Source organism: Pedobacter sp. MC2016-14 (assembly GCF_020991475.1).
In the GTDB taxonomy this organism is placed as follows: Bacteria; Bacteroidota; Bacteroidia; order Sphingobacteriales; family Sphingobacteriaceae; genus Pedobacter.
On record NZ_JAJMPA010000002.1, the window covers coordinates 298,880 to 322,857 of the forward strand.

Genomic DNA, 23,978 nt, shown 5'->3' on the forward strand with positions numbered 1-23,978 from the left:
GCAGGTGTGCTTTCTTATATATTTACCTCTATGCTAACAAAGAAAGACATATTCGGATATATACCGGATCAAAAATACGATACTTCAGTTGCTTATTTCTCTATGGAATTTGCTGTTGACCAGGCATTGAAAATTTACAGTGGTGGCCTTGGATTTTTAGCTGGTTCTCATTTGAGAAGTGCTTATGAACTTAAACAAAATCTGTTGGGGATAGGCATGCTTTGGGAATATGGATATTATGATCAAACCAGGGATGAAAAGGCCTTGATGAAGCCGGGTTTTACAGAAAAACAATATTCGTTTCTGCTGGATACAGGCATCGTATTTACAGTGCCTGTTCATGATGCCCAGGTTCATGTAAAGGCTTATTTGTTAAAACCAGAAACTTTTGGTTCTGCTCCTTTATTTTTATTGAGCACAAATATCCCGGAAAATGATTACCTCTCCAGGACCATTACGCAGCGCTTATACGATCCACATGAAACGACCCGGATTTCTCAAAGTATTATTTTGGGCATTGGTGGTGCCATGCTTTTAGATATTCTGGAAATGACGCCTGATGTATACCATATGAATGAGGGACATGCCGTTCCGCTGAACTTTTACTTGTATGCCAAACATAAAAGTTTAGAGGAGGTTAAAAAAAGAGTGGTCTTTACTACCCATACTCCTGAAATGGCCGGGAATGAAGAGCACCGGTATGAATTGTTAAAGGAAATGTCCTTCTTCTATCATCTTCAGGACCATGAGGTAAAGTATATTTTAGGTATGGATGGCGATATGTTCAATTACACGCTTGCTGCATTAAAGTTTGCCCGTAAAGCCAATGGTGTATCTGCCTTGCATGGCCAGGTAGCCAGGGAGATGTGGAGCCACAATGCCGGGGTTTGTGAAATTACCTCGATTACAAATGCCCAAAATGCAACATACTGGGTTGATCCGGAAATAGGCAAGTCTATCCAGGCTAAAGATGATGCTGCTATACTGATCCGTAAAAAAGAGATGAAGCGTGAACTATTCAAAGTTGTGGCTGATCAATGCGGGAAGATTTTTGATGAAAATGTACTTACTATTGTTTGGGCGAGACGTTTTGCGGGGTATAAACGTGCTGATTTGATGATGCAGGATTGGGATAGGTTTCTTAAATTGATAGAGAACGCAGAATATCCTGTACAGGTAATTTGGGCGGGGAAACCTTATCCGGAAGATTTTGCTGCGATAGATATGTTTAACCAGATTATCAGCAGGGCCAAACCTTATAAAAATTGTGCGGTATTGCTGGGTTACGAACTTGGGCTGTCGGCATTGCTGAAGAAAGGATCGGATGTTTGGCTAAACAACCCGCGCATGTACCGTGAAGCTTCTGGAACAAGTGGTATGACGGCCGCCATGAACGGATCTGTAAATTTATCCCTGCCTGATGGCTGGGTACCTGAATTTGCCAAAGATCTCGAAAACTGTTTTATCATACCTGCTGCGCCAGATCAGTTTTCAACAGAAGAGAAAGATCAAAAAGAAAATGCCAGTTTAATGGATACTTTTGAAAGCAGGGTATTGCCCATCTATTACAATAGTCCAGCACAATGGCTGGATATTGTAAAACAAGGATTTGCTGATGTGATGCCAGATTTTGAAGCAGGACGCATGGCAAATGAGTATTATGTAAAAATGTATAAGGCCTAAGGCCTTATACTGCTTTAAAAACTATAGTTGCATTGTGACCGCCGAAACCGAAAGTATTGCTCATTGCTACATCAACCTGTAGAGGTAGGGAAGATCCAGTAACAATGGTAATATTTTCTGGAATGGCAGGATCCAGTGCTGTAGTATTTATTGTTGGTGGAATGACCTTATCCCGAATAGCCAATAAGCATAATATAGCCTCTATGGCGCCTGCAGCGCCTAAAAGGTGACCGGTCATAGATTTTGTAGCACTGATTTTTAGTTTTATTTTTTCATCACCAACAAGGTTGGTGACCGCTTTAATTTCCGATAAATCACCAACAGGTGTTGAAGTGGCATGCGTATTTAAATAATCCACATCGGCAATACTTAACCCAGCTTCCTTTAACGCTAATTTCATAGCCTGTGCCGCACCTAATCCTTCAGGATGCGTGGAGGTCATGTGGTATGCATCAGCAGTCATGGCCGCACCAACAACTTCAGCATAGATCTTTGCACCTCTGGCCAGGGCATGTTCATATTCTTCCAATACTAATGCACCCGCACCTTCGCCCATTACAAATCCATCTCTGTTTACATCGAAGGGCCTTGAGGCAGCTCCCGGCTCGTCGTTTAAATTAGACATGGCTTTCATTGCGGTAAATCCGCCTATAGAAGCAGCAGAAATAGGTGCTTCAGAACCACCGGTGATGATGATATTGGCTTTGCCCCAGCGGATGTAGTTAAAGGCGTCCATAATGGCCGTATTCCCTGTAGCACATGCAGAGACTGCGGTATAATTGATGCCCATGTAGCCATTTCTTAATGAAATTAAGCCTGCTGCCATGTTAACCAAAAATTTAGGAACAAAGAAGGGGCTATACCTGGGTTGTCCGTTGCCCTGTGCAAATTCAGTTACCTGTTGCTCGTAGGTATCCATTCCGCCCTGGGCCGATCCCCAGATCACACCCACGTCAAAAGGGTCCATGGTCTTTAGGTCGAAACCGGCATCTTTGATCGCCTCATCGCTGGCAACCAGCGCGTATTGTGTGTATAAATCCGTTCTTTTTAAATCTGCCCTGTCCAAATGCTTTGTAACATCAAAGTCCTTAAGCTCACAGGCAAATTGAGTTTTAAATAGGGTGGCGTCAAACCTGGTAATCTTAGCAGCACCGCTTACACCTGCAAGCGCATTGTTCCAGAATGTCTCCCTGTCGTTTCCAATCGGGGTAAGCGCTCCAATACCGGTAACTACAACTCTTCTATGCATCATATTTCAATATTAAGGCGCAAAGCTACTAATTGTGGCATCATTTTTAGTATTTGATGGCTATGATAAAATTAAACCAGCGGTCTGTCTCTCTTATAGCGTACTACTTTTTATTTTTTGTGATGCTTAGTCTAACTATTTTTTCATGTAAAAAGAAAGAACGTTCAGACATCTCCAAAGTGCTATTTACGGAAACCCGAAATAAGGTATTCAAAAATCTGGATGCAGATACATTTGCATTGGTGATGAAAAAGAACCTGGAAGCGAAAAGGGCACAGCTGAGCAATCCAAAGCTGATTACGGGTTTTTATGCATCCAAAGATTATGAGCCGATTTTAATCTTGCAGCATTTACCTAAAGGGGTATTAAAGGTAATTCCCGAGTATTTAAATAAATCTGCCGAGCATGGTCTTAGCCCAGATATTTTTCATGCTTCTGCCATTGCAGCTTTAATGTCAAAGTTTTATGATAAAAAAGCCATAAAGACTAAAGAAGAAGCCTATCAGGATTTAGCCGACCTGGAAATGATGCTGGCCAATTCCTTAATTAACTATACCAATGCATTGCAGTTTGGGATATTGAGTCCGAGAAAAATTTACGCCAATTATTATACAGAAACTAAAAGGCCGGATAGTGCCAGTATGATGCATGTGTTTGCGGTACGGGATGTACGCGGTTTTCTGGATAGCATTCAGCCTAAGGATGGGCAATATCTTGCACTACAGAAAGCACTGCAAAGTGGAGTTACTGCGGCAGGGATGACTAAAGAGGAAACAAGCAGGATTTTACAGGTTAACCTTGAACGTTTAAGATGGAAGAATAAGCCCTCGCAGGATAAGTATGTATTGGTAAATATTGCTGATTATAGGTTGGATGTGATGGAAAAAGGTAAATCTGTATTGAATATGAAAGTTTGTGTAGGAGAGGGCCGCAACAAGGGTTTAAATCCGGAATTAAAAGAATATGATGAAACAGGTTTAAACAAAGACCGTCCTTTTTCCAGGGAAACACCACAGCTGAATAGTATGATCCATAGTGTGCAGGTAAATCCGGTTTGGAATATTCCGGAAAGTATTGCTACGAATGAAATTACCAAATATGCGGCTGCCGACCGTTATTATCTGGACAACAAGAATATAGATGTATATAAGGATGGACAGAAAATAGAAGATCCGGAGACAATAGATTTTAGCGCCGCTGGCGCAGGTAAAATATATAGTTTTAAACAGCGCCCTGGTGACGATAACTCATTGGGCAAGATAAAGTTTCTTTTTAAAAATGACCTGAGCGTTTACCTTCATGATACACCTGCAAAAGAGGCCTTTAACCAATCCATGCGTGCCGTAAGCCATGGTTGTGTAAGGGTAGAAAAACCGCTTGATCTTGCGCATGCTTTGTTTGGCGACGGGTCAAAGTTTGAAACCATTAAAAAGGAAATGAGTGCAGAGACACCCGAAGCCAAAGATATTTCTTTGAAACCGCAGGTACCGGTTTACTTATCCTATTTTACAAGCTGGGCAGATGAAAAAGGGACCATACAGTTCCGTAAGGACGTGTATGGTCTTGATATCGTTTTGGATAGTTACCTGCAAAGGTTAAACCGGATCAAAAACTAAGTTCCGGAAGCGATTAGCGCTGTACTGATTTTTTCTGGGTAAATACCAGCTAGATCTGCAGCTTTGTGCTCGTCTAAAAACTTAGAGGTATATCGTTGATCGCTGCTGTTGATGAACAGTACAGTCTTACCTTCAATAGTATTGATGACTTCATTGGCAAGTTCGGGCGCAACCGCAGGGCAACCCTGACTGCGACCCAGCCTGCCTAATGCGTTAATGGTACCCTGGCTTACATAAGCAGCACCGTGAACCACTATTGAGCGCCTACGTGCATTATCGTTATAGCCATTGTCCATGCCATCCAGTTTAAGTGATCTTCCATGTTTACCGGTATAAATTTCTCCGGTTACATAAAAGCCTAAACTGCTTTGAAAAGAATCATTGGTGTTGGAAAAACGAGTAGCTTTATCGTCTCCGCTATGTTGTCCATGAGCAACCCAGGTATTAAGAAGCAATTCTTTTTTATCCAAATCAATAATCCAAAGACGTTTTGAACTGCTGAGCTGGTCCATATCCGCAATGCTGAGAATGGATTTTGCATTACTTACTTTTCCGGTTATTTTAAGGTTGTAATAGCCGGTTATTGCTTTTTCAAAAACAGTTCTGCTCAATCCGGTTGTGGCCAGTTTTACTGAATCATAAAGGTCCTTTACGTATTTGTTATACAAAGAATCTTCCGATGCAGTGCGTACAACCGGGCTGGTTTCTACTGGAGATTTCCAGCTCATGGTAAAAAGCGAAAGGGTGATTAGAACAATACCAGCTCCGCCTAAAATGTATTTTCTCATAGAATGTATTTAACTCTGTGTGGTGATACGTTGATTAGGTAAGTTATCTTCAAATAAATTGTTTAAGTATTTCGTCTTATTTCTAAAACAAATATACGTATTTGTAAACGAATGTCAGCATATGTCCTTCGGTTTTACGCTTTTGTGACTATTCGGAACTTCAATACTATCAGTTAATTAGTGGAATTATCAGCCCTGCTCAACGTTTAAAGTGTAGTTTTGTAATTTATTGTATGGAATATCTAATTTATTGAAGATTTTTCGCAAAACAAATGTTTAAAAAAATGATGAGTTAACTATATATTTGTTGTATTAACTTATGGCGATATGGAAGATGATAAATTGGAAGAAAAAAAATACAATATTGAAGATCCGGTTATTAGTAAAGTGGAGGAGATTGACCTTTCCGGAACCTATAGCTATGCACAGTATTTGAAATGGGAAATTGACGAACGCCTGGAGCTTATAAAAGGGAAGATTTTTGCCATGAGTGCCCCGAACCGCAACCACCAGAAGATTTGCGGGCATATATTTAGTAAATTATATAATTACCTTGAAAAACATCCCTGCGAAGTATATATCGCTCCTTTTGATGTGAGGTTGGCTAATAGGTACAATCCGGATTCAAAGGTTTTTACCGTAGTGCAGCCAGACATATGTGTGGTATGCGATCAAAATAAGCTGGATGAAAAAGGCTGCATTGGCGCTCCGGATATTATGGTTGAGATTTTATCTCCCGGTAATAATGCCAAAGAAATGCTAAATAAATACGATGTGTATGAAGAATCTGGCGTGAGGGAGTATTGGGTAGTGGTGCCCGCAGAAAGAATTCTTTTGCAATACGTTTTAAACGAGGCCGGCGTATTTGAAGCACAGCGCCCTATTACTGGAAAAGGGATGTTGGTTTCTGTGGTGTTGCCCGGATTTCAAATTGAAGCAGACCTTGTTTTTAAAGGAATTAGTGAATAAATGTTAAAAGATTACCCGTTAGCCTAAGCTAATGGTAATCTTTTACCGCATCCATCTTTTTGGGAAATGCCGAAGTACCTTCCAGTCCAATTACTTTTACGCTTCCTGATTGATGTATTTCCACCGCGTGGCCAAAATAATCAGGAAGCTGCGTTCCCCATTTTATGCTGCTGTTGCGAATGAGTACATCATTGGCCTTATCAATATAGAACGCAGAGACATTGGCTTTTGGTAAACCTTCTACATTAGAGGGACGGCGGTCAAAGAAGCCTCCAGAGATGTTTGTTGTTTTATCAATGAAGAGATCTACCTGGTCAAATGTAATTCCAGACACAAGCTCCGGACTTTCGCCGCCTACGTAAATGCCATTTTCACTGCTGCATTTGATGTTGCTGAAAAAGATGTTTTTTACGGCACCTGCGCGGCCTTCGGTTGCCCCTTTCGGAAAACGCCAGCCTGCGTCCTTGTTATTGCCTTTTGCACGGGCATAAGAAGTAACATATATCGGCTCTGATTTGCCCCACCATACATCAGAAAACAAATGAGACTCTATAATAATGTTAGAGAAGATCACATCAGATACGGTTCCCTCATCTCTGTTCTGAATACCAATACCGCGGTTACTTTTTTTAATGATGCAGTTATTGATCAGCACCTGGCTAATTTTGTCCATGTTCTCAGAACCTATTTTAATGGCACAAGAGCGTGAGGTCATGGTGCAGTTATTTACGGTAATATTTTCACAAGTACCAAATTCTTCATATTCTCGTCTGTTTTTGAGACAGATACAATCATCACCTGATTCGATATAACAATTGCTGATGCGCACATTTTTGCTGTGATCAAGGTCTATGCCATCGCTGTTTCTAACTTTAAGGCTATTTAGAAGTGTAATGTTATCAATGGTTACATCATTGCATCCAATTAAATGAATGGTCCAGTAAGCGGAGTTAACGATGCTTAAGTCACGAATCCTGATGTTTTTACCGCCAACTATCGTTAAGAGATGCGGGCGTGGATCTACAACAGTAAACGGTTTTAGTACGTATGAATCCTCCAGCTCCGCACCCATAAAGGAAATGCCATTGCCATCAATAGTTCCTCCTCCGCTAATGGTAACATTGATCAGGTTTTCTCCTCCAATCCAGATTGTACCTTCACCTTTGTTTTCCCTGAAGGCACTTTTGGTGTAAACTTTCTCATTTGGATTAGCCAGTACTTTCGCATTTACCTCAACATTAAATTCAATATTAGATTTCAAGTTAAAAGGGCCGGTTAAAAATACTGCACCTGCAGGGACAATTACCTTTCCACCACCAGAATTTGATGCGGCGTCAATGGCTTTCTGTATGGCCTGGGCATTGTCTGTCTTTCCATCTCCGATAGCACCGTAAGCTTTAATGTTAAATTCCTTTTGAAGAGCTGGTAAAGGGTATTTCGCTTTCAGGTTTACTGTAAAAAGGATACAAACTGTAAGTATGGCTAAAACTTTTTTGAACATATTTTGGATTATTTGGTTAGCAAGGGCCAATATAGCTATTTATGGCGGTTTAAAGGCTTTGCTAAACATTTATACAGGGCAACTGTTAACACCATATTTAAACAGGTAAATCATGAGTCTGGAGAAATATATAAAAAAACGTGATTTTAGTAAAACATCAGAACCTGCGGGTGAAAAGGCTAAAAGCAAGGCTAAAGGAAAAACTGTTAAGGCTGGTTCAGCATTAACTTTTGTGATTCAAAAGCATGCAGCCTCACATTTACATTACGATTTCAGGCTTGAAATGGAAGGCGTGCTCAAAAGCTGGGCGGTGCCAAAGGGTCCTTCTACAGATCCGAAAACCAAACGATTGGCCATGATGGTAGAAGATCATCCTTACGATTACAGAACCTTTGAGGGCTTGATCCCAAAGGGAGAATACGGAGGGGGAACCGTTATTGTGTGGGATGAAGGGACTTATGAGCCGATTGAAAAAATTAAAGGTAAAAAGGCACAGGAAAAACATTTACTTACACAATTGGAAGAGGGGTCATTGAAGATTGTACTCCATGGACATAAAGTAAAAGGGGAGTTTGCGCTGGTTAAGACCAAAGGTATGGGCGAAAATGGATGGTTACTGATCAAACATAAAGATAAGTATGCCTCTGAAAATGACATTACAAAAAAAGACAAATCTGTATTGTCTAAAAAGACGGTTGAGCAGGTGGAGAAAACAAGTGATCAGGTTTGGCACAGTACCCAAACCGATTATTTACGGGACGGGAAAAAGGCTAAAATACCTGTTGGTATTAAGCCTATGCTGGCTACATTGGTAGATGAGCCTTTTGACGACCCGGACTGGATATATGAAGTGAAATGGGATGGCTACCGTGCCCTCGGTTTTATAAATGAAGGTAATGTAGAACTGCTGTCCAGGAATTACAAATCTTTCAATGATAAGTTTTACCCCATTTATAAAGCCCTTCAACAATGGAAAATTAATGCGGTAGTGGATGGCGAAATTGTGGTGATAAACGATAAGGGGATCAGCAATTTTGCTAAGCTGCAAAACTGGCGAAGTGAAGATGATGGCGACTTGGTTTATTATATTTTTGACCTGCTTTGGTATAATGGTATGGACCTTACAGAATTGCCCCTGGCACAGCGCCAAGCTATTTTAAAGGATGTTCTACCTGAAGGCGACGATCAAATTAGGATGAGTAAGGTATTTGAAGCAAATGGAATAGATTTCTATAACGCATCTAAAAGAATTGGTTTGGAGGGTATTATTGCCAAGAAGGCTAGCAGTACCTATTCTGCCGGTGCCAGAAGCAAAGAATGGCTTAAAATAAAAGTTGGCAAACGCCAGGAGGTTGTGATAGGAGGCTATACGCTCAATAAAGATTCGTCCAAATTGTTCAGCTCCCTGTTGCTTGGCGTATTTGATCAGGGCAAGTTTAAGTATGTTGGAAAAGTGGGTACAGGTTTTAACGATGAAATGCAGAAAGAGCTGATGCAGCAGTTCCAACCCCTTATCCTAAAAAAAAGTGCCTTTGATGAAGAACCGGATTACAACAAACCTTCGCGTTTCAGACCCAATCCTCCTCATGCCAAAGCTACCTGGTTAAAACCTGAACTGGTTTGTGAGGTTGCTTTTAGTGAGGTTACCAGCGATGGCGTTTTCCGTCATCCATCGTTTCAAGGTATGAGGATTGACAAAAAGGCTAAAGATATTGTTAAGGAAGTCGCAGTTGCTACAGATCGGATAGTTGAGGAGGCAGATGTTTCAGAACATGATACAGCTATAGTTCCTCCGAAGGGAAAGTCCCGTAAAACTTTGCTTAATCCTAAGGATGAAACCCAGGTGCGGAAAGTAAAAGGGCATGAGCTTAAGTTTACGCACTTGAGTAAATTGTACTGGCCGGAAGATCAAATTGAGAAAAGAGAAATGTTCAATTACTATTATCAGGTGGCAGATTATATCTTGCCTTATTTAAAAGATCGGCCCATGTCATTAAACCGGTTTCCTGGTGGTATCCATGCCAAGAGCTTTTATCAGAAAGATGTGCGGGGTAAAGCGCCGGATTGGGCCAAAACTTTTCCTTATGAAAATGGAGATGGCGAGCATAAAGAATATCTTGTAGGCCAGGATGAAGCTACTTTACTTTGGATGGCTACGCTGGGCTGCATTGAAATGAACCCCTGGTTTAGCAGGATTTCTTCACCAGAACATCCTGATTATTGCGTAATTGATCTTGATCCTGATAAAAATACTTTTGATCAGGTGATTACTGCTGCGCAAGAGGTAAAAAAGGTTTTAGATGAACTGGATATCCCAGGTTACTGCAAGACTTCAGGTTCAACCGGAATGCATATTTATATCCCCCTGGCGGCAAAATATGATTATGAGCAGTCGCAATTGTTTGCCCGGATCCTGGTTAAAATAGTGCATCAGCAAATTCCAAAGTTTACCACGCTGGAACGGATGATAAGCAATCGAAAAGGGAAGATGTATCTTGATTTTTTACAAAACCGGCCGGGCGCTACCATTGCCGGTCCTTATTCATTAAGACCAAAACCAGGTGCTACCGTTTCTATGCCTTTGCATTGGGATGAAGTTAAAGCTGGTTTGAAAATGAAAGATTTTACGATTTTAAATGCTGTTGACAGGTTGAAAGAAACCGGAGATTTGTTTAAAGGTGTATTGGGTAAGGGAATAGACTTGGAGAAAACCATTAAAAAAGCACAAAGCATATTTAAGTAAATTGTCCTTTTTTGCTATTGCCCCTTGAAATGAGCTTCTATATCTGCGATGTTGTTTTTTGCCTTTTCAAATACTTCAGGTTCTGAGGACGAAGATACCGGTGCATAGCGGGCCATTTCGCACATTTCTAAAGTTTTCAATAGCTCATTGATGGTATTTTCGTTCAGTTTCGTATCACGAAGCCTGCTCACAATATTATGATGGTTTAGGTCTGATACGGCAATACTTAGTTTATGGCTCAGGTATCCATAGATTCCTTTATAAATGGCTTCATAAAAGGCTATTCTATCTGCTTTTTGAAGCTCTGTTTTTGCCTGTGCTAAATATTTTGCCGCCAGTTTATTGGCATTTCTTTTTTTAATGGCTTCGGGATCAATGTTACGTGCTAAGTTCCAGTTGCGGTAGTACCGGTAACCGAACCAGGAGCTTACTGCTACTACAAGAATAATGTATAACCATACGGTTCCAAAAAGGGCCTTCATAGCAGTGCTAAAATGATTTTGGGTAGACTGAATGTCTATTTCATCTCCATCAAGCATGTTGCCGTCTTTTTTGTTTCCCGAAGTAAAGACCTTGCTCTCTGCACTTACATCGCCTTTATTTACGGTAACCGGAAAAGTGCCGGAAATAAGGGTATGATACTGACCTGTTGCAGGGTTAAAGTAGGAGAATTTATAAGCTGGAATTGTATATTTTCCTTCCTTTCGTGGAATGGTCAGGAAAGTATAATCTCTGCTTCCCGAAACACCGTTTACGCTTTCTGTAATTTTATCTGTGATTTTTGGGTCGTATTTTTCAAATCCTTCAGGGAAATCAACCGTTAAATTTGGAAGTAGTTTGAGGTTTCCGGAACCGGATATTTTGATGGTATAATTTAAAGATTCATTGGCTTTTAAAACATCCTTATCTACAACGGTGCCCAACGAGAAATCACCCACTGCACCTTGAAATCCTGCTGGTTTACCCGCCATTGGGAGTGGTTTTACGCGAATGGTAACCTGTGCGCTTTTAACCTTATACTTGCTGTCTTTAAAAGAACCGCCTCCAAAAAGCTGCTCGAAGGGATCGTTGGAAGGAACGGCTTGTCTTACAGAAAAGGTGGCACCCAATGGATCAAGGGCAAGGTTACCTGCATGTTCAGGGAAAAGGATAATCTGCTTGATGATCCCTGTATGATAGGATACGCCTTTGTATACCTCAGTTGCCCATTCAATATTTGGATTGTTATTTTTGATCTCCTGACTCCAGAACCCATTAAATTCAGGTAGTTTATCTGGTTGCATATCTACCAGAGACACATTGGTATATAGTTTATAGGTAACAGAAATTTGCTCTCCCTGATAAACGGATGTTTTGTCTGGAATGGCCCTTATAAACAGACTTTTTGCAAGGTTTGCCGGATTTCCAGGCGCCACATCCTGCTGTTGCGCAGAATTAGAGGAAGAGCCATTTTGCTGTTGTTGTACCGCTCTGCCTTTAACTACCTTTATTTTTAGGGGATTTGACCGGTAAGTTTTTCCGTTGGCTGTAATCGTTGCTGCGCCAATGGTGTATTCGCCCTCTTTAACAGCCATTAAATCGTATCCAAGAGACATAGACATCGTGGTATTCCCGTTGATAGAAGTCATGCTTGAACTCTGATTAGGGCCGCCCAGTACACGAAATATGGAAAGATCTGGTGGATTAAAAGATTCTATATTGCCGTTAACGCTAAAACTGAGTTCAAATGCTTCTCCCGTACCAACAGTGTTTTGGCTCAGTGATGCCGTAAATTTTATGTTTTGAGCCAGTAAAGTCACTGACCACAACATCAATAGGACTAAAATATATGGTGTCTTCTTCATTCTGTAATGCGGTTACCAGTCCTTAACAATTCTTGCTTTAGTCCCTTTTGCCTTCTTATTTTTGAGTTTGTCCTGTGTGTTTTTTTCCTCATTGTTTAAGGCTTGCAACATGCGCTCGGCATCTTCCTTTGATAATTTGTCAGGTTGCGGCTGCTGTCCTTTTTGATCTTTATTCTGTTGATCTTTGTCCTTGCCGTCTTTGTCCTTTTTGTCTTTATTCTTATCGTCCTTATCCTTTTGCTCCTGGTTCTTATTGTCCTTGCTCTTATCGTCCTTGTTTTTGTCCTTGTTCTTTTCGTTTTTCTTATCCTGCTGTTGCTGCTGTTTCAGCTTTTCCATGGCATAAGCAAGGTTGTACCTGGTTTGCTCATCTTTTGGGTTGTTCATCAAAGATTTCTTATAAGCATCTACGCTTTCCTGTAGCTTTTTATCTTCCAGCAGGGCATTTCCAAGGTTATGATAGGCTTTGGCTTTTACATCAGGACGAGTAGCCGATTCGGCAAGTTCCGTAAACTTCTGTGCTGCATCTTTAAAGTTTTTCTGTTTGTATAAGGCATCTCCAAGGTTAAAATTGCCTTCCAGCGATTGGCTCGCTTTCGTTACAGACTTTCGGTAGCTGGCTTCAGCTTCCTTATATTTCTGTTCCTTGTACAGCTGGTTCCCTTTATGAATATCTCCCTTTTCTTTTTGTGCTAAGAGTATGCCGGCATGCAGCAGCAAAGCCGCAATGATAATTGTCTTTTTCATGATTTACGTACCTCAAATAGCTCCCACAATTTAGATTTTCTTTCCTGGCTAATGTATTTTCTGTTAGAGATGAAGAATTCCAATAACAGCAGGGCCAGGGTAATGCCCAGAAAGATCTGGAACCTGTCTTCGTAGTTTTTAAATACTTTGCTTTCATAGGTCTTCTTTTCCATTTTGGCCACTTCGTTCATAATCAAACCTAAGCCGCTATTGGCATTAGAAGATCTTACGTATGCTCCATTTCCTGCTGTTGCAATTTCCTTACACATTTCTTCATTCAATTTACTCAAGACGGTTTTTCCTTGTTCGTCGGTATGAAAGCCTACGGGTTGTCCGTTTTTGTAAACCGGTACAGGAGCACCTTCAGGAGAACCTTCGCCAATCACATGGATTTCTATACCCTTAGCACTGGCAGTTTTGGCAGCAGCCACAGCATCGTCTTCATGATTTTCGCCATCTGTCATGATAATCATGGCTTTGCTTTTTCCGGTAACCTGCTCAAAGGTCTCCAGTCCCATTTCTATGGCAGCACCAATGGCCGTTCCTTGTGTTGGAACAATGTCTGTGCTGATATTGTTGAGAAACAGTTTAGCAGCAGCATAGTCTGTAGTAATGGGGAGTTGAACATAAGCCTGACCTGCAAAAATGACGATGCCAATCCTGTCGTTATGCATACTGTCTATCATTTGAGAAATGGCACGTTTAGCATTCTCCAGTCTGTTTGGAGAAAGATCAGCTGCCAGCATACTGTTTGATACATCCAGTAAAACCAGTACATCCGATCCGCTTCGCTTGCCTTCTTCAGTTTTAGTACCTATCTGCGGATCTGCAATGGCCACAATCAAAAATGCATAGGCCAGTACAAAAAGGACAAATTTCCAGATAGGGCGGGAAAATGAAACTTCGGGCATCAGGCGCTTTACGGTATGGGCATTGCCTAAACGTGCCAGGGCTTTATGTTTCCATCTGGTGATGAAAAAAAATAAGAGGATTAAAACAGGAATACCCAGTAAGCCCCATAATATTTGTATGTCTGCAAAACGTATCATTTTATGTCAATGCCCCTTTAAATACAGTGTTTTTTAATAGAAATTCCAGCAACAGTAAAAATAGCGCCAGCAATGCCAAAGGGAAAAAGCGCTCGGTTTTTTTGTGGTACTGCGTTACCGCAATCTTTGCCTTTTCCAGGTTGTCAATCTGCGTATAGATCTCTTTTAGCTTTTGGTTATTGGTGGCCCTGAAATACTTACCTCCGGTAATTTTAGCAATATTGGTAAGGGTAGGTTCATCAATGGTAACAGGCACCTGCTGGTATTGGATGCCAAAGGGAGTTTTAACCGGGTAGGGGGCAAAGCCTTTAGTGCCTACGCCTACTGTATATACCCTTACCTTCATTTGTTTGGCAATTTCTGCTGCCGTAGCAGGAGGTATAGAACCGGTTGTATTAGATCCGTCAGTTAGCAAAATGACTACCTTACTTTTTGCATCACTTTCTTTAAGTCGGCTTACTGCTGTAGCAAGGCCCATCCCAATTGCCGTACCGTCGGTAATCATCCCGTTGCTAATTCCTTTAAACAGGTTAATGAGCACGTCATGGTCTATCGTAAGCGGACATTGGGTAAAGCTTTCACCACTAAATACCACCAATCCAATCCGGTCGTCTGGCCGGTCTTTAATAAAATCAATTGCAATCTCTTTACCGGCTTCGAGGCGGTTGGGTTTTAAATCCTCTGAAAGCATACTTCCTGAAATATCAGTCGCAATCACAATATCTATTCCTTCTGTCGTGCTGTTTTGCCAGCTTAAGGCAGATTGTGGCCTGGCCAATGCAACAATGATCATGATTAAGGCAAGCACCCTCAATACAATGGCATAATGACGGAGGCCAGCATGTTTAGCAAAAAAGCGGTTTTTATTTTTAGCTGCCGCGGCAGAAAACCCTTTAATTGCCGAAACGCCAAGTGTGCCCTGTAACTTATTTTGACGCTTGATGTACCAAAGTACAACCAATGGAATTAAAAGCAATAACCAGAAAAAAACTGGTTGGGCAAATGTTATTCCTTTAAACCAACTCATTGCTGTTTTTTATTTTCAGTAACTGTCTCTATCTGCCTGGTGTTTTTTATAAAGTTAATGGCAGATTCCATACTTTGTTCGTTCTCTGTGCTCAACGGCTTTTCTTTAGCAAACTTTACCAAATCTGCCAGCACTAACAATTCTTTTAAATTTTTCCTGTCATCATCGCTAATATCTTTGTTTCTGAGGCTTTTGAAGATTTCTTCGGTTGTTTGCTCCAGCGCATTGATCTGATAGCGTTTTTCAAGGTATTCCCTCAAAATGTCTGTCAGGCTACTGTGGTACAGTTTCATTTCGTTCTGTTGCCATAGCTGACTTTGTTTTAGTTCCTGCAATTTCTGTAAAGCCAATTGGTGGATTGGAATTAAGGGCTTTGCAGGTGCATTTACTACCGGTTTTGATTTTTTTCTTTTAGCCAGCAGCCATATTAAACCAATAACCAGTAAAAGCCCTAATGCCGAAAGCTCAATGGCCATAATGTGATCTTTAATCCAGTCCACCCAGTTATACTTTACAGCCAATGGTTCTTTGATATCATACACACCCTTGGAGGTATCCACCTTTACTGCATTGACCTGTAGTGGAAGTGCATTGGTGTTAAAAGTGCCGGTAGAAGTTGTAAAGGTAAATGATGGGATCATTTGCAATCCTGTATCAAAGGAGGTAATGATATATTGCCTGTTGATGCTGATTAAATCCGGACTAGCTGGATTTTTTATGGTATCGGTGTTACCTAATTTTACAATCTGCACCTTTGCAGACAGGGTGTCTGACAGCACAGGGAAATCTATTTTGCTGTTGGCAGGGATGGTAGCAGTTAAGCGTAAAGTGGTCTGGTCGCCCATCATCATAGATGACCGTTCCAGTTTGGCTTCAACCTTTACATCCTGTGCTTTACTATTAAAGCATAAAAGTGCTAATCCTGTAAATAAACTTATTTTTAAATACTTCATCGCTTGCGCTCACGTTTTTTAAATAATGCCATTAAAGGCTTTACATAGGATTGATGGGTTCCAATTCCGGTAAAGTCTACGCCAGACTTCTTAAACTGGTCTGCAAGTCTCCCATTGCGTTCTAGTGCGGCAGCCCTGAACAGGCTTCTAACCTTAGCATCGCCGGTATCAATCCATTCCATAACACCACTTTCTTCATCCTTTACAGGTATCAATCCAAGATCAGGGAATTCTTCTTCATGGATGTCGTAAAGACGCAGGGCAATCAGGTCATGTTTTCGATTGGCAATTTTTAGCTCGTTCAGGAAAGTGTCGCTCATAAAATCCGAGATGATAAAAGCCGTACATCTTTTTTTAATGGCACTGGTAAAATACCTTAGTGCTTCGGCCACGTTTGTTCCCTTACGCTGCGGTTTAAAATCAATTAGTTCACGGATAATCATCAAAATATGGCTTCTCCCTTTTTTAGGGGGGATAAACTTTTCTACCTGATCGCTAAAGAACAGCACGCCTACCTTATCATTGTTTTGTATGGCCGAAAAGGCGAGTACCGCACAAAGCTCCGTGGCCAGTTCCTGCTTAAGCTGTGTTTGCGTTCCAAAATTTTTAGAACCGCTTACATCTACCAACAGCATCACCGTCATTTCGCGCTCTTCTTCAAATACCTTTACATAAGGATGGTTGAAACGTGCGGTTACGTTCCAGTCTATGGTGCGGATTTCATCGCCAACCTGATATTCCCTTACTTCGTTAAAGGCCATACCGCGGCCTTTGAATGCAGAATGGTACTCACCAGAGAAAATCTGGTTACTAAGCCCCCTGGTTTTGATTTCAATCTTCCTGACTTTTTTTAACAGCTCTTTGGTGTCCATGATTAAGGAACTTCTACTGCATTTAATATTCCGGTAATGATATCCTCTGTGCTAATGTTTTCTGCTTCTGCCTCGTAGGTCAGCCCAATGCGGTGCCTAAGCACATCATGACAAACGGCACGTACATCTTCCGGAATCACATAACCCCTGCGTTTTATAAAGGCATATGCTTTAGCGGCCAGGGCTAAATTTATACTTGCTCTTGGCGAAGCGCCAAAATTTACCAGGTTTTTATAATCTGCCAGTTTATATTGTTCAGGGAAGCGGGTGGCAAACACAATATCGATGATATATTGCTCAATTTTCTCATCCATGTACACCTCTCGTACAATCTTTCTGCCCCTGATGATGTCATCCGGGTGCAAAATGGTATTTACTTTTGGCATGCCCTGAGGAGCAATATTAGCCCGCATGATCATTTTTTCGTCTTCCTTTTTCGGATAGCCGATAATTACTTTGAGCATAAAACGGTCTACCTGTGCTTCTGGCAGTGGATAAGTACCTTCCTGTTCAATTGGGTTTTGGGTAGCCAGTACTAAAAAAGGAGTAGGCAATGGAAAGGTATGGTCGCCAATGGTTACCTGACGTTCCTGCATCGCTTCCAGCAAGGCACTTTGTACTTTGGCTGGCGCACGGTTAATCTCATCGGCAAGAATGAAGTTGGAAAACAAAGGGCCTTTTCGGACCACAAACTCTTCTTTTTTCTGGTTATAGATCATGGTGCCCAGCAAATCTGCCGGCAACAGATCGGGTGTAAACTGAATTCTGCTAAAGCCGGCATCAATACATTTAGAAAGGGTGTTGATGGCTAGTGTTTTAGCTAGTCCAGGTACACCTTCAAGCAAGATGTGGCCGTCTGCAAGCAGACCTATCATCAGCCGCTCTACCATGTAGCGCTGTCCCACAATAACTTTATCCATCTCCATAAACAGGAGGTCAATAAATGCACTCTCTTGTTGTATTTTATCGTTAAGTGCCCTGATGTCTGTTACGTTATTTACTTGTTCCATTTGGAATTTTTCTTTTGGAGGCGAAAATTAGAGAAACCTTTAGCTTCGTGCAAGCGCAATAGAACCGAATACTGTTAAAATTTGTTAAATTTTATTGTAGCCCCAATAGATGACATATAGCCATACCAGGCCTTTGAGCAGGAAGAACAGAAATCCCCATATTCCTAAGCGTTTTACCCATTTGATTAGGGCAAGCTTTTTATCGGATGGTTGTTCTGTAGAGGGTTCCATGGAGTTATAACGTTATGTCTTCAAATTTATTGAATTTTGCTAACAAATAATAATCTGAAACTATTAAACTCCAGTATTGTTTTAAGGGTACATCAAAAAACAAATGCCATGGAAAATAATGAAAATACAATTCCCGAAAACGAGGAATTTGAAAATGCTGACGTTGATCCAGGGTTTGACCCACATACAGGCCATGTGATACATGGACGCGAGGATAAACGTGAAACCAATATTGACAGCAATAAGAGCATTAGTGAAATGAGGAATGATAATGCAGAAAAGCCACTAGATGACTTAGGGGAGCCGGCTGAAGGTAATGATGCTTTAAATTATAAGAATGACCGGGATAACGGTACTTATAATCCTAAAAATATTTAAATATCCTGCCCTTCACTATAATTATCTGCGTAAAGCTCTTACTAAAAAGCCCGAAATCAATATATTTATATAATATTGCGCTTTGTAGTATAATCAAACATGGGTAATTATAGTGAATTTTCCGATCTTCAACTCGTAGATTTATTAAAATCCGGGGATCGTGATGCTTTTGCTGAAATCTATAACCGCTACAAATTTTTACTCCACCATCACGCATGGAATAAAATCCGTAATAAGGAGGAAACACAAGACCTTGTACAAGAAGTTTTTTCTATGATTTGGGCCAAACGCGAAACCATTAACATCGGTAGTAATTTATCAGGTTATCTGTATACCTGCATAAACAACCAGTTTCTTAATAGTGTTGCTCATAAAATAGTCCGGGATAAATACATTGATTCTATAGTCAAATTCAGCCAGACAGCACCTGTTATTACAGATCACAGGGTTCGTGAAAATATGTTGCAGGCTTTAATAGATAAGGAGATTGCAAATTTGCCCGACAGGATGCGGGAAGTATTTGAACTGAGCCGTAAAAAACACTTGAGCAACAAAGAAATAGCCGAAATAATGGGTACGTCCGAACTTACAGTGAAAAAGCAAATGGGCTACGCTTTAAAAATTCTTCGGAAGAAATTAGGCCTGGTACTTTTTCTGGCTTCTTATGTCGTTCTCCATCATCATCCATAAAAATTAGATTTTTATTTACTACCGCAGCAGCAGCTTCTTGTCTTACACTCATACGCATCGGTGATGCTAACAACTGTAACCAGAAACTAAGTAAATAAATTGAAAAAAGAACTTGTCAGGGTAGAACATCTATCGCATCGCTACAGTAATGACTGGGCCATTCGCGATATTAATTTCGCAATAGAAGAAAAAGGCATATTGGGTTTGTTAGGTTCCAATGGTGCCGGGAAATCCACCACCATGAATATCCTTTGTGGGGTACTCAGCCAAACAGAAGGAAAAGTCTACATCGACGGAATTGACCTGAGGGCAGAGCCTGAAGCTGCGAAAAGCCTGATAGGTTTTTTGCCCCAGCATGCGCCCTTGCACCTGGATTTAACTGTAGATGAATACCTGATTTTTTGTGCCTTTATCAGGAACATTCCAAAAAATAAAGTAAAATCTGCGGTTACAGAAGCTAAAGAGAAATGCGGCATCAGTCATTTTAGTAAAAGACTAATCCAGAACCTTTCAGGAGGTTACCGCCAGCGCGTGGGCATTGCACAAGCCATTATCCATAATCCCAAACTGGTAGTTTTAGACGAGCCTACAAATGGGCTTGATCCCAATCAAATTCTGGAAGTTCGTAAGTTGATTAAGGAGATTGCAGAAGAAAGATCGGTGATCTTTTCTACACATATGCTGTCAGAAGTTCAGTCCACTTGCAAAGACATCAAAATGATTGAAGGAGGCAGGATGGTATTCTCCGATTCAATGGAGGCGTTTAACAACTATATCCTGCCTGATTCTATGCTCGTTGCTATGAATATGCCTCCCGCGTTAGCTGAACTAGCAAACCTGCCGGGGATCACGATGGCAGAGCAGCTAAGCGATGTAAGTTTTCGGTTGAGGTTTGCTGCTTCTTCAACAATTTCTGCCGATATCATTAAGCACAGTGTACAGCAAAACTGGCAACTGACGGAAATTACACTGGAAAGAAGTTCCCTCGACGAGATTTTTGCACAGCTTTCTAACAAATCATTACACAACACATCACATGACCAGAATATTAAAAATAGCTAAATTAGAGCTTAACTCCTTGTTTTATTCGCCTGTAGCATGGCTGGCGTTGGCCATATTTATGGTTCAAAGTGGCATGAGTTTCCTCTCCATGTTTGGAAGCTTTCAGGAAGCACTTTCTATGGGGATACCTGTAAGTAAACTTACATTTTCACTTTTTCCGGGTTTAAATGGCTTGTTTGATACGGTACAGCAAAACTTATACTTATACATTCCCTTGCTTACCATGGGGTTGATGAGCCGCGAAATTAGCAGTGGTTCCATCAAATTGCTCTTGTCTTCGCCAGTAAAAATAAAGGAAATCATTATCGGCAAATACCTGGCTATGGTTGTATATGGTTTGTTGATGGTAGCGGTTTTACTTATTTATTCGATAGCCGGAGTCCTGATCATTAAAGACCCCGATGTTAAATTGATCATCTCTGGCTTAATTGGCTTGTTTCTGCTCATTTGCACTTATGCAGCCATCGGACTGTTTATGTCTAGTTTAACTTCTTACCAGGTTGTTGCGGCAATTAGTACACTTGCCGTCTTTGCGGCACTGCGCTTTATCGGATCTGTGGGACAGGGGATAGATTTTGTTCGCGACCTTACTTATTTTCTATCTATATCTGGAAGGGCCGATGACATGATTAAAGGCTTAATCAGCACTAAGGATGTACTTTATTTTTTAATCATTATTGTACTCTTCCTCTCCTTGTGCATTATGCGCTTAAAAAATGACAGGGAATCTAAATCTGTAAAGGCTCAGCTAATTGGTTACACACTGTTGATTTTTAGTTCTTTATTGGTTGGTTATGCCAGTGCAAGACCAGGTTATATTGCTTATGCAGACATGACGGCTACAAAATCCAGAACGCTGACTAAAAACAGCCAGCAGATTGCTTCAACGATTAAAGGCCCTTTAGAAATTACAACCTATGTTAACCTGTTAGATCAGAACGTGTATTTTGGTCTGCCTCAATCCAGGAATTATGATCTGGAAAAGTTTGAGCAGTTTCAGCGTTTTATTCCTCAGTTAAAAATGAAGTATGTTTATTATTATGATATCACAGACTTGAAGAATAACCAAAATATGTCTTATCAGGGTGATTTAACTGGTTTGAGTACAAAACAGATTGCAGAGAAGGTGGCAGACAATATGGGTTTAGATCTTGACATGTTTATGTCTCCGGTACAGATCAAAAAAATCATTGATCTAGAGGCTGAAAATAATGCTTTGGTACGTGTACTCAAGTACAAAGGCAAAACCAGCCGGTTGCGATTTTACGAGGGGATTGATCAGTTTCCATCAGAAACCGAAATAGCTGCGGCCATTAAACGCTTAACTGTTCCTGCTCCAAAAGTTGCTTTTGCCATTGGAAACAATGAGCGTAGTATAGCTAAAACAGGCGACCGTAATTATCAGATGATGAGTAGCATGAAAAGGGGAAGGAATGCACTCATTAATCAGGGCTTTGATGTAATGACGGTTGATTTAAGGTCTGAGCCGTTACCCAAAGACCTGGGCCTGATTGTACTTGCAGATCCTACAACACCTTTGGATGCGAATGCGCAAAAAGAAATTCAGGCTTATATTAATCGGGGCGGAAATATGCTGATTACCGGGGAACCTGGTCGCCAGGAGATTTTAAATCCGATATTACAGCAATTTGGCGTAGCTATGAAAGCTGGAATGTTGCTGAACCCAAGTAAGGATGATAGTCCGGATTTAATTTATGGCAGTTATATAGAGGGCGGTAAGATAGCGATGCCGGGAGCCGCTGCCTTAAGCTGGCAGAAGGGCTCGCCTTATAAAATAGAACCCATAGTGTGGAGTTCTACAGCCGGTTGGAACAAGGTTAGACAAGTGGATTTTAATACTACAGAACCTAAATTCAATGCGGAAGAGGGCGATGAGCAGGGGCGCTTTGCGACGGCGATTGCAGTTAGCAGGCAAATTAATGGCAGGGAGCAACGCATAGTGGTTGTGGGAGATGCAGATTTTATGGGCAATGCAGAATTACAGCATCCACGTGGCATGAACGAGCGAATGGTCAGCAAATTATTCAATTGGTTTAGTTATGGTGCTTACCCGGTGGATACGCGTAGGCTTGCTACTACAGACGATAAGATTTTGTTGAGCCGCAGGCAACTTGCCACCTTGAAAACAGTATTACTTGTCGTTATTCCGGGACTGATTTTGTTGCTCGGTGCAGTTATTCTGATTAAAAGAAAAAGAAATTAATTTTTATCTACTACCAATGCATTGGCTATCTTGTCTTACTATTAACAGCAGGGCGAAATGAATACAAAAGATATAGAAAATATTCTTGATAAGTATAAAGCGGGAGTGGCATCTGAAGAAGAAGTTGCGCTGCTGCAAGACTGGTCTATGAGCTATGAAGCGCCTGGTACAGCTGATTTATCTATGGATGAACGCATTCGGGAAACCGATAAGATCTGGGCGCATCTTGAGCTGGATAATTTGCAGGATAAAAGCCTCAGGCTTTGGCCCCGGATTGCGGTTGCGGCTTCTTTGTTCCTTATATTTTCAGTGGCGGTTTATCTACTGTTGTCAAAACCTGTTCAGCAGGGAGATTTTATTAGTGCTAAAAACGATATTGCCCCGGGTAAAAATACGGCAGTACTTACTTTGGCAAATGGAAAAAAGATTTTGCTTAACGATGCTTTAAATGGCCAACTGGCCAATGAAGCGGGTGTTACTATTAGTAAGGCAAAAAATGGGCAGCTGGTGTATCATATTACAGCTGAAGAATCGGGAAATACAGGACAGTTTAATACATTGGAAACCAGGAATGGGGAACAATATCAGGTAGTATTGCCAGACGGCTCTCATATTTGGTTAAATGCAGCCTCTTCTTTACGGTACCCAACGGTTTTTTCAAAGAAAGAACGGTTCGTTGAGTTGAAAGGTGAAGGATATTTTGAAATTGCCAAATCGTATACCTCGGTTCAAAAAGGGATTCGTAAGCCATTTATTGTAGCAACCAAAGGCCAGCAAGTTGAGGTATTGGGTACGCATTTTAACATTAATGCCTATGATGATGAGCCAATCAGCAGAACAACGCTGATGGAAGGCAGCGTGCAGGTATCGTCCTTAAATGAGGGCCGGCCCAATTCTCCTGCACGCTTAAAACCAGGTGAACAAGCTGTATTGGTAGGCAATCAGCTTAATATACGTAAAGCGAATGTAGAAGAGGCAATGGCCTGGAAAAACGGACAGTTCATTTTTGAAAAGGAAAATATTGAATCTATTATGCGGAAAATTACACGTTGGTATAACGTGGAGGTGAGCTATAGTGGAGAATTGCCTGCAGAGACCTTTAGTGGTGTGGTAAATAGGTTTGAGAATGTATCTCAGGTACTTCGTTTATTGTCCTTAACCAATAGGGTAAACTTTAAAATTGAGGGAAGGAGGATCATCGTGACTAAATAGATACGTTGTAAGCGATTGATCCAAATCAAAAAAGGGCCAGAAGTGATTGCAACACAACTGACCCAATAGACTGGATCAAGTATATAAAATTGGAGATTCTATCAACCGTAAACCAGACAAACAAACTTAG

General features: G+C 41.0%; 20 protein-coding genes. 9 read left to right on the forward strand and 11 right to left on the reverse strand.

All coding sequences use genetic code 11. The features are described from left to right. Positions 1–30: 30 nt before the first annotated feature. Entirely contained in the window at positions 31–1,683 is a 1,653-nt protein-coding gene (gene glgP, locus LPB86_RS13600; RefSeq protein WP_230644820.1) for an alpha-glucan family phosphorylase, read from the forward strand. Between the two features lie 4 nt (positions 1,684–1,687). Here glgP and fabF read toward each other — a convergent pair whose 3' ends face one another. Beyond that, positions 1,688–2,935, reverse strand: a complete 1,248-nt coding sequence (fabF, locus tag LPB86_RS13605; RefSeq protein ID WP_230644822.1) for a beta-ketoacyl-ACP synthase II — start codon at positions 2,933–2,935, stop codon at positions 1,688–1,690. A 59-nt stretch (positions 2,936–2,994) separates the two neighbouring features. On the opposite strand from fabF, the gene LPB86_RS13610 reads away from it, so the two are divergent. Then, on the forward strand, positions 2,995–4,548 hold the full coding sequence (locus LPB86_RS13610) for a L,D-transpeptidase family protein (protein ID WP_230644824.1): 1,554 nt from the start codon (positions 2,995–2,997) through the stop codon (positions 4,546–4,548). On the opposite strand, the gene LPB86_RS13615 is transcribed toward LPB86_RS13610, so the two are convergent. Next, the gene (locus tag LPB86_RS13615) at positions 4,545–5,336 is read right to left on the reverse strand and encodes a murein L,D-transpeptidase catalytic domain family protein (RefSeq protein ID WP_230644826.1); all 792 of its coding nucleotides are present in this window, start codon (positions 5,334–5,336) and stop codon (positions 4,545–4,547) included. The genes LPB86_RS13610 and LPB86_RS13615 overlap by 4 nt on opposite strands. 327 nt (positions 5,337–5,663) lie before the next feature. Here LPB86_RS13615 and LPB86_RS13620 point away from each other — a divergent pair, with 327 nt between their 5' ends. Continuing rightward, positions 5,664–6,305, forward strand: a complete 642-nt coding sequence (locus tag LPB86_RS13620; protein WP_230644828.1) for a Uma2 family endonuclease — start codon at positions 5,664–5,666, stop codon at positions 6,303–6,305. A 28-nt stretch (positions 6,306–6,333) separates the two neighbouring features. Here LPB86_RS13620 and LPB86_RS13625 read toward each other — a convergent pair whose 3' ends face one another. Beyond that, on the reverse strand, positions 6,334–7,806 hold the full coding sequence (locus tag LPB86_RS13625) for a glycoside hydrolase family 28 protein (protein WP_230644830.1): 1,473 nt from the start codon (positions 7,804–7,806) through the stop codon (positions 6,334–6,336). Between the two features lie 112 nt (positions 7,807–7,918). Here LPB86_RS13625 and ligD point away from each other — a divergent pair, with 112 nt between their 5' ends. Next, positions 7,919–10,549 (forward strand): DNA ligase D, encoded by a 2,631-nt coding sequence (gene ligD, locus LPB86_RS13630; RefSeq protein WP_230644832.1) that lies wholly within the window; start codon positions 7,919–7,921, stop codon positions 10,547–10,549. 14 nt (positions 10,550–10,563) lie between these two features. On the opposite strand, the gene LPB86_RS13635 is transcribed toward ligD, so the two are convergent. From LPB86_RS13635 to LPB86_RS13670, 8 genes are all read right to left on the reverse strand, one after another. Further along, complete coding sequence (locus tag LPB86_RS13635) at positions 10,564–12,393, reverse strand: BatD family protein (protein WP_230644834.1); 1,830 nt, start codon at positions 12,391–12,393, stop codon at positions 10,564–10,566. A gap of 12 nt (positions 12,394–12,405) precedes the next feature. Next, positions 12,406–13,140: a tetratricopeptide repeat protein gene (locus tag LPB86_RS13640; protein WP_230644836.1), complete on the reverse strand. Its 735-nt coding sequence runs from the start codon at positions 13,138–13,140 to the stop codon at positions 12,406–12,408. Continuing rightward, positions 13,137–14,189, reverse strand: coding sequence for a VWA domain-containing protein (locus LPB86_RS13645; protein WP_230644838.1), 1,053 nt, complete (start codon positions 14,187–14,189; stop codon positions 13,137–13,139). Before LPB86_RS13645 ends, LPB86_RS13640 begins: the two co-directional genes overlap by 4 nt. A 1-nt stretch (position 14,190) precedes the next feature. Continuing rightward, positions 14,191–15,216: a VWA domain-containing protein gene (locus LPB86_RS13650; protein ID WP_230644839.1), complete on the reverse strand. Its 1,026-nt coding sequence runs from the start codon at positions 15,214–15,216 to the stop codon at positions 14,191–14,193. Further along, on the reverse strand, positions 15,213–16,169 hold the full coding sequence (locus LPB86_RS13655; RefSeq protein WP_230644841.1) for a hypothetical protein: 957 nt from the start codon (positions 16,167–16,169) through the stop codon (positions 15,213–15,215). The genes LPB86_RS13650 and LPB86_RS13655 overlap by 4 nt, the downstream gene beginning before the upstream one ends. Continuing rightward, entirely contained in the window at positions 16,166–17,041 is an 876-nt protein-coding gene (locus tag LPB86_RS13660) for a DUF58 domain-containing protein (protein ID WP_230644845.1), read from the reverse strand. The genes LPB86_RS13655 and LPB86_RS13660 overlap by 4 nt, the downstream gene beginning before the upstream one ends. A 2-nt stretch (positions 17,042–17,043) precedes the next feature. Further along, positions 17,044–18,051, reverse strand: a complete 1,008-nt coding sequence (locus tag LPB86_RS13665) for a MoxR family ATPase (RefSeq protein WP_230644847.1) — start codon at positions 18,049–18,051, stop codon at positions 17,044–17,046. A gap of 84 nt (positions 18,052–18,135) precedes the next feature. After that, positions 18,136–18,282, reverse strand: coding sequence for an alanyl-tRNA synthetase (locus tag LPB86_RS13670; RefSeq protein WP_230644849.1), 147 nt, complete (start codon positions 18,280–18,282; stop codon positions 18,136–18,138). 108 nt (positions 18,283–18,390) lie between these two features. On the opposite strand from LPB86_RS13670, the gene LPB86_RS13675 reads away from it, so the two are divergent. From LPB86_RS13675 to LPB86_RS13695, 5 genes are all read left to right on the forward strand, one after another. Continuing rightward, positions 18,391–18,660, forward strand: a complete 270-nt coding sequence (locus tag LPB86_RS13675) for a hypothetical protein (protein ID WP_230644851.1) — start codon at positions 18,391–18,393, stop codon at positions 18,658–18,660. Positions 18,661–18,759: 99 nt separating this feature from the next. Then, the gene (locus tag LPB86_RS13680) at positions 18,760–19,350 is read left to right on the forward strand and encodes an RNA polymerase sigma factor (RefSeq protein WP_230644853.1); all 591 of its coding nucleotides are present in this window, start codon (positions 18,760–18,762) and stop codon (positions 19,348–19,350) included. A 99-nt stretch (positions 19,351–19,449) separates the two neighbouring features. After that, on the forward strand, positions 19,450–20,412 hold the full coding sequence (locus LPB86_RS13685) for an ABC transporter ATP-binding protein (protein ID WP_230644855.1): 963 nt from the start codon (positions 19,450–19,452) through the stop codon (positions 20,410–20,412). Then, positions 20,387–22,636, forward strand: coding sequence for a Gldg family protein (locus tag LPB86_RS13690; RefSeq protein ID WP_230644857.1), 2,250 nt, complete (start codon positions 20,387–20,389; stop codon positions 22,634–22,636). Before LPB86_RS13685 ends, LPB86_RS13690 begins: the two co-directional genes overlap by 26 nt. Before the next feature lie 57 nt (positions 22,637–22,693). Beyond that, positions 22,694–23,848, forward strand: a complete 1,155-nt coding sequence (locus LPB86_RS13695; RefSeq protein WP_230644859.1) for a FecR family protein — start codon at positions 22,694–22,696, stop codon at positions 23,846–23,848. Positions 23,849–23,978 lie beyond the last annotated feature (130 nt).

Coding starts and splice junctions, on each gene's coding strand:
- LPB86_RS13635 (WP_230644834.1), bottom strand. CDS start 12,393: ATGAAGAAGACACCATATATTTTAGTCCTATTGATGTTGTGGTCAGTG.
- LPB86_RS13640 (WP_230644836.1), bottom strand. CDS start 13,140: ATGAAAAAGACAATTATCATTGCGGCTTTGCTGCTGCATGCCGGCATA.
- LPB86_RS13650 (WP_230644839.1), bottom strand. CDS start 15,216: ATGAGTTGGTTTAAAGGAATAACATTTGCCCAACCAGTTTTTTTCTGG.
- LPB86_RS13690 (WP_230644857.1), top strand. CDS start 20,387: ATGACCAGAATATTAAAAATAGCTAAATTAGAGCTTAACTCCTTGTTT.
- LPB86_RS13620 (WP_230644828.1), top strand. CDS start 5,664: ATGGAAGATGATAAATTGGAAGAAAAAAAATACAATATTGAAGATCCG.
- fabF (WP_230644822.1), bottom strand. CDS start 2,935: ATGATGCATAGAAGAGTTGTAGTTACCGGTATTGGAGCGCTTACCCCG.
- glgP (WP_230644820.1), top strand. CDS start 31: ATGCTAACAAAGAAAGACATATTCGGATATATACCGGATCAAAAATAC.
- LPB86_RS13695 (WP_230644859.1), top strand. CDS start 22,694: ATGAATACAAAAGATATAGAAAATATTCTTGATAAGTATAAAGCGGGA.
- LPB86_RS13615 (WP_230644826.1), bottom strand. CDS start 5,336: ATGAGAAAATACATTTTAGGCGGAGCTGGTATTGTTCTAATCACCCTT.
- LPB86_RS13665 (WP_230644847.1), bottom strand. CDS start 18,051: ATGGAACAAGTAAATAACGTAACAGACATCAGGGCACTTAACGATAAA.
- LPB86_RS13670 (WP_230644849.1), bottom strand. CDS start 18,282: ATGGAACCCTCTACAGAACAACCATCCGATAAAAAGCTTGCCCTAATC.
- LPB86_RS13655 (WP_230644841.1), bottom strand. CDS start 16,169: ATGAAGTATTTAAAAATAAGTTTATTTACAGGATTAGCACTTTTATGC.
- ligD (WP_230644832.1), top strand. CDS start 7,919: ATGAGTCTGGAGAAATATATAAAAAAACGTGATTTTAGTAAAACATCA.
- LPB86_RS13645 (WP_230644838.1), bottom strand. CDS start 14,189: ATGATACGTTTTGCAGACATACAAATATTATGGGGCTTACTGGGTATT.
- LPB86_RS13625 (WP_230644830.1), bottom strand. CDS start 7,806: ATGTTCAAAAAAGTTTTAGCCATACTTACAGTTTGTATCCTTTTTACA.
- LPB86_RS13610 (WP_230644824.1), top strand. CDS start 2,995: ATGATAAAATTAAACCAGCGGTCTGTCTCTCTTATAGCGTACTACTTT.
- LPB86_RS13675 (WP_230644851.1), top strand. CDS start 18,391: ATGGAAAATAATGAAAATACAATTCCCGAAAACGAGGAATTTGAAAAT.
- LPB86_RS13680 (WP_230644853.1), top strand. CDS start 18,760: ATGGGTAATTATAGTGAATTTTCCGATCTTCAACTCGTAGATTTATTA.
- LPB86_RS13660 (WP_230644845.1), bottom strand. CDS start 17,041: ATGGACACCAAAGAGCTGTTAAAAAAAGTCAGGAAGATTGAAATCAAA.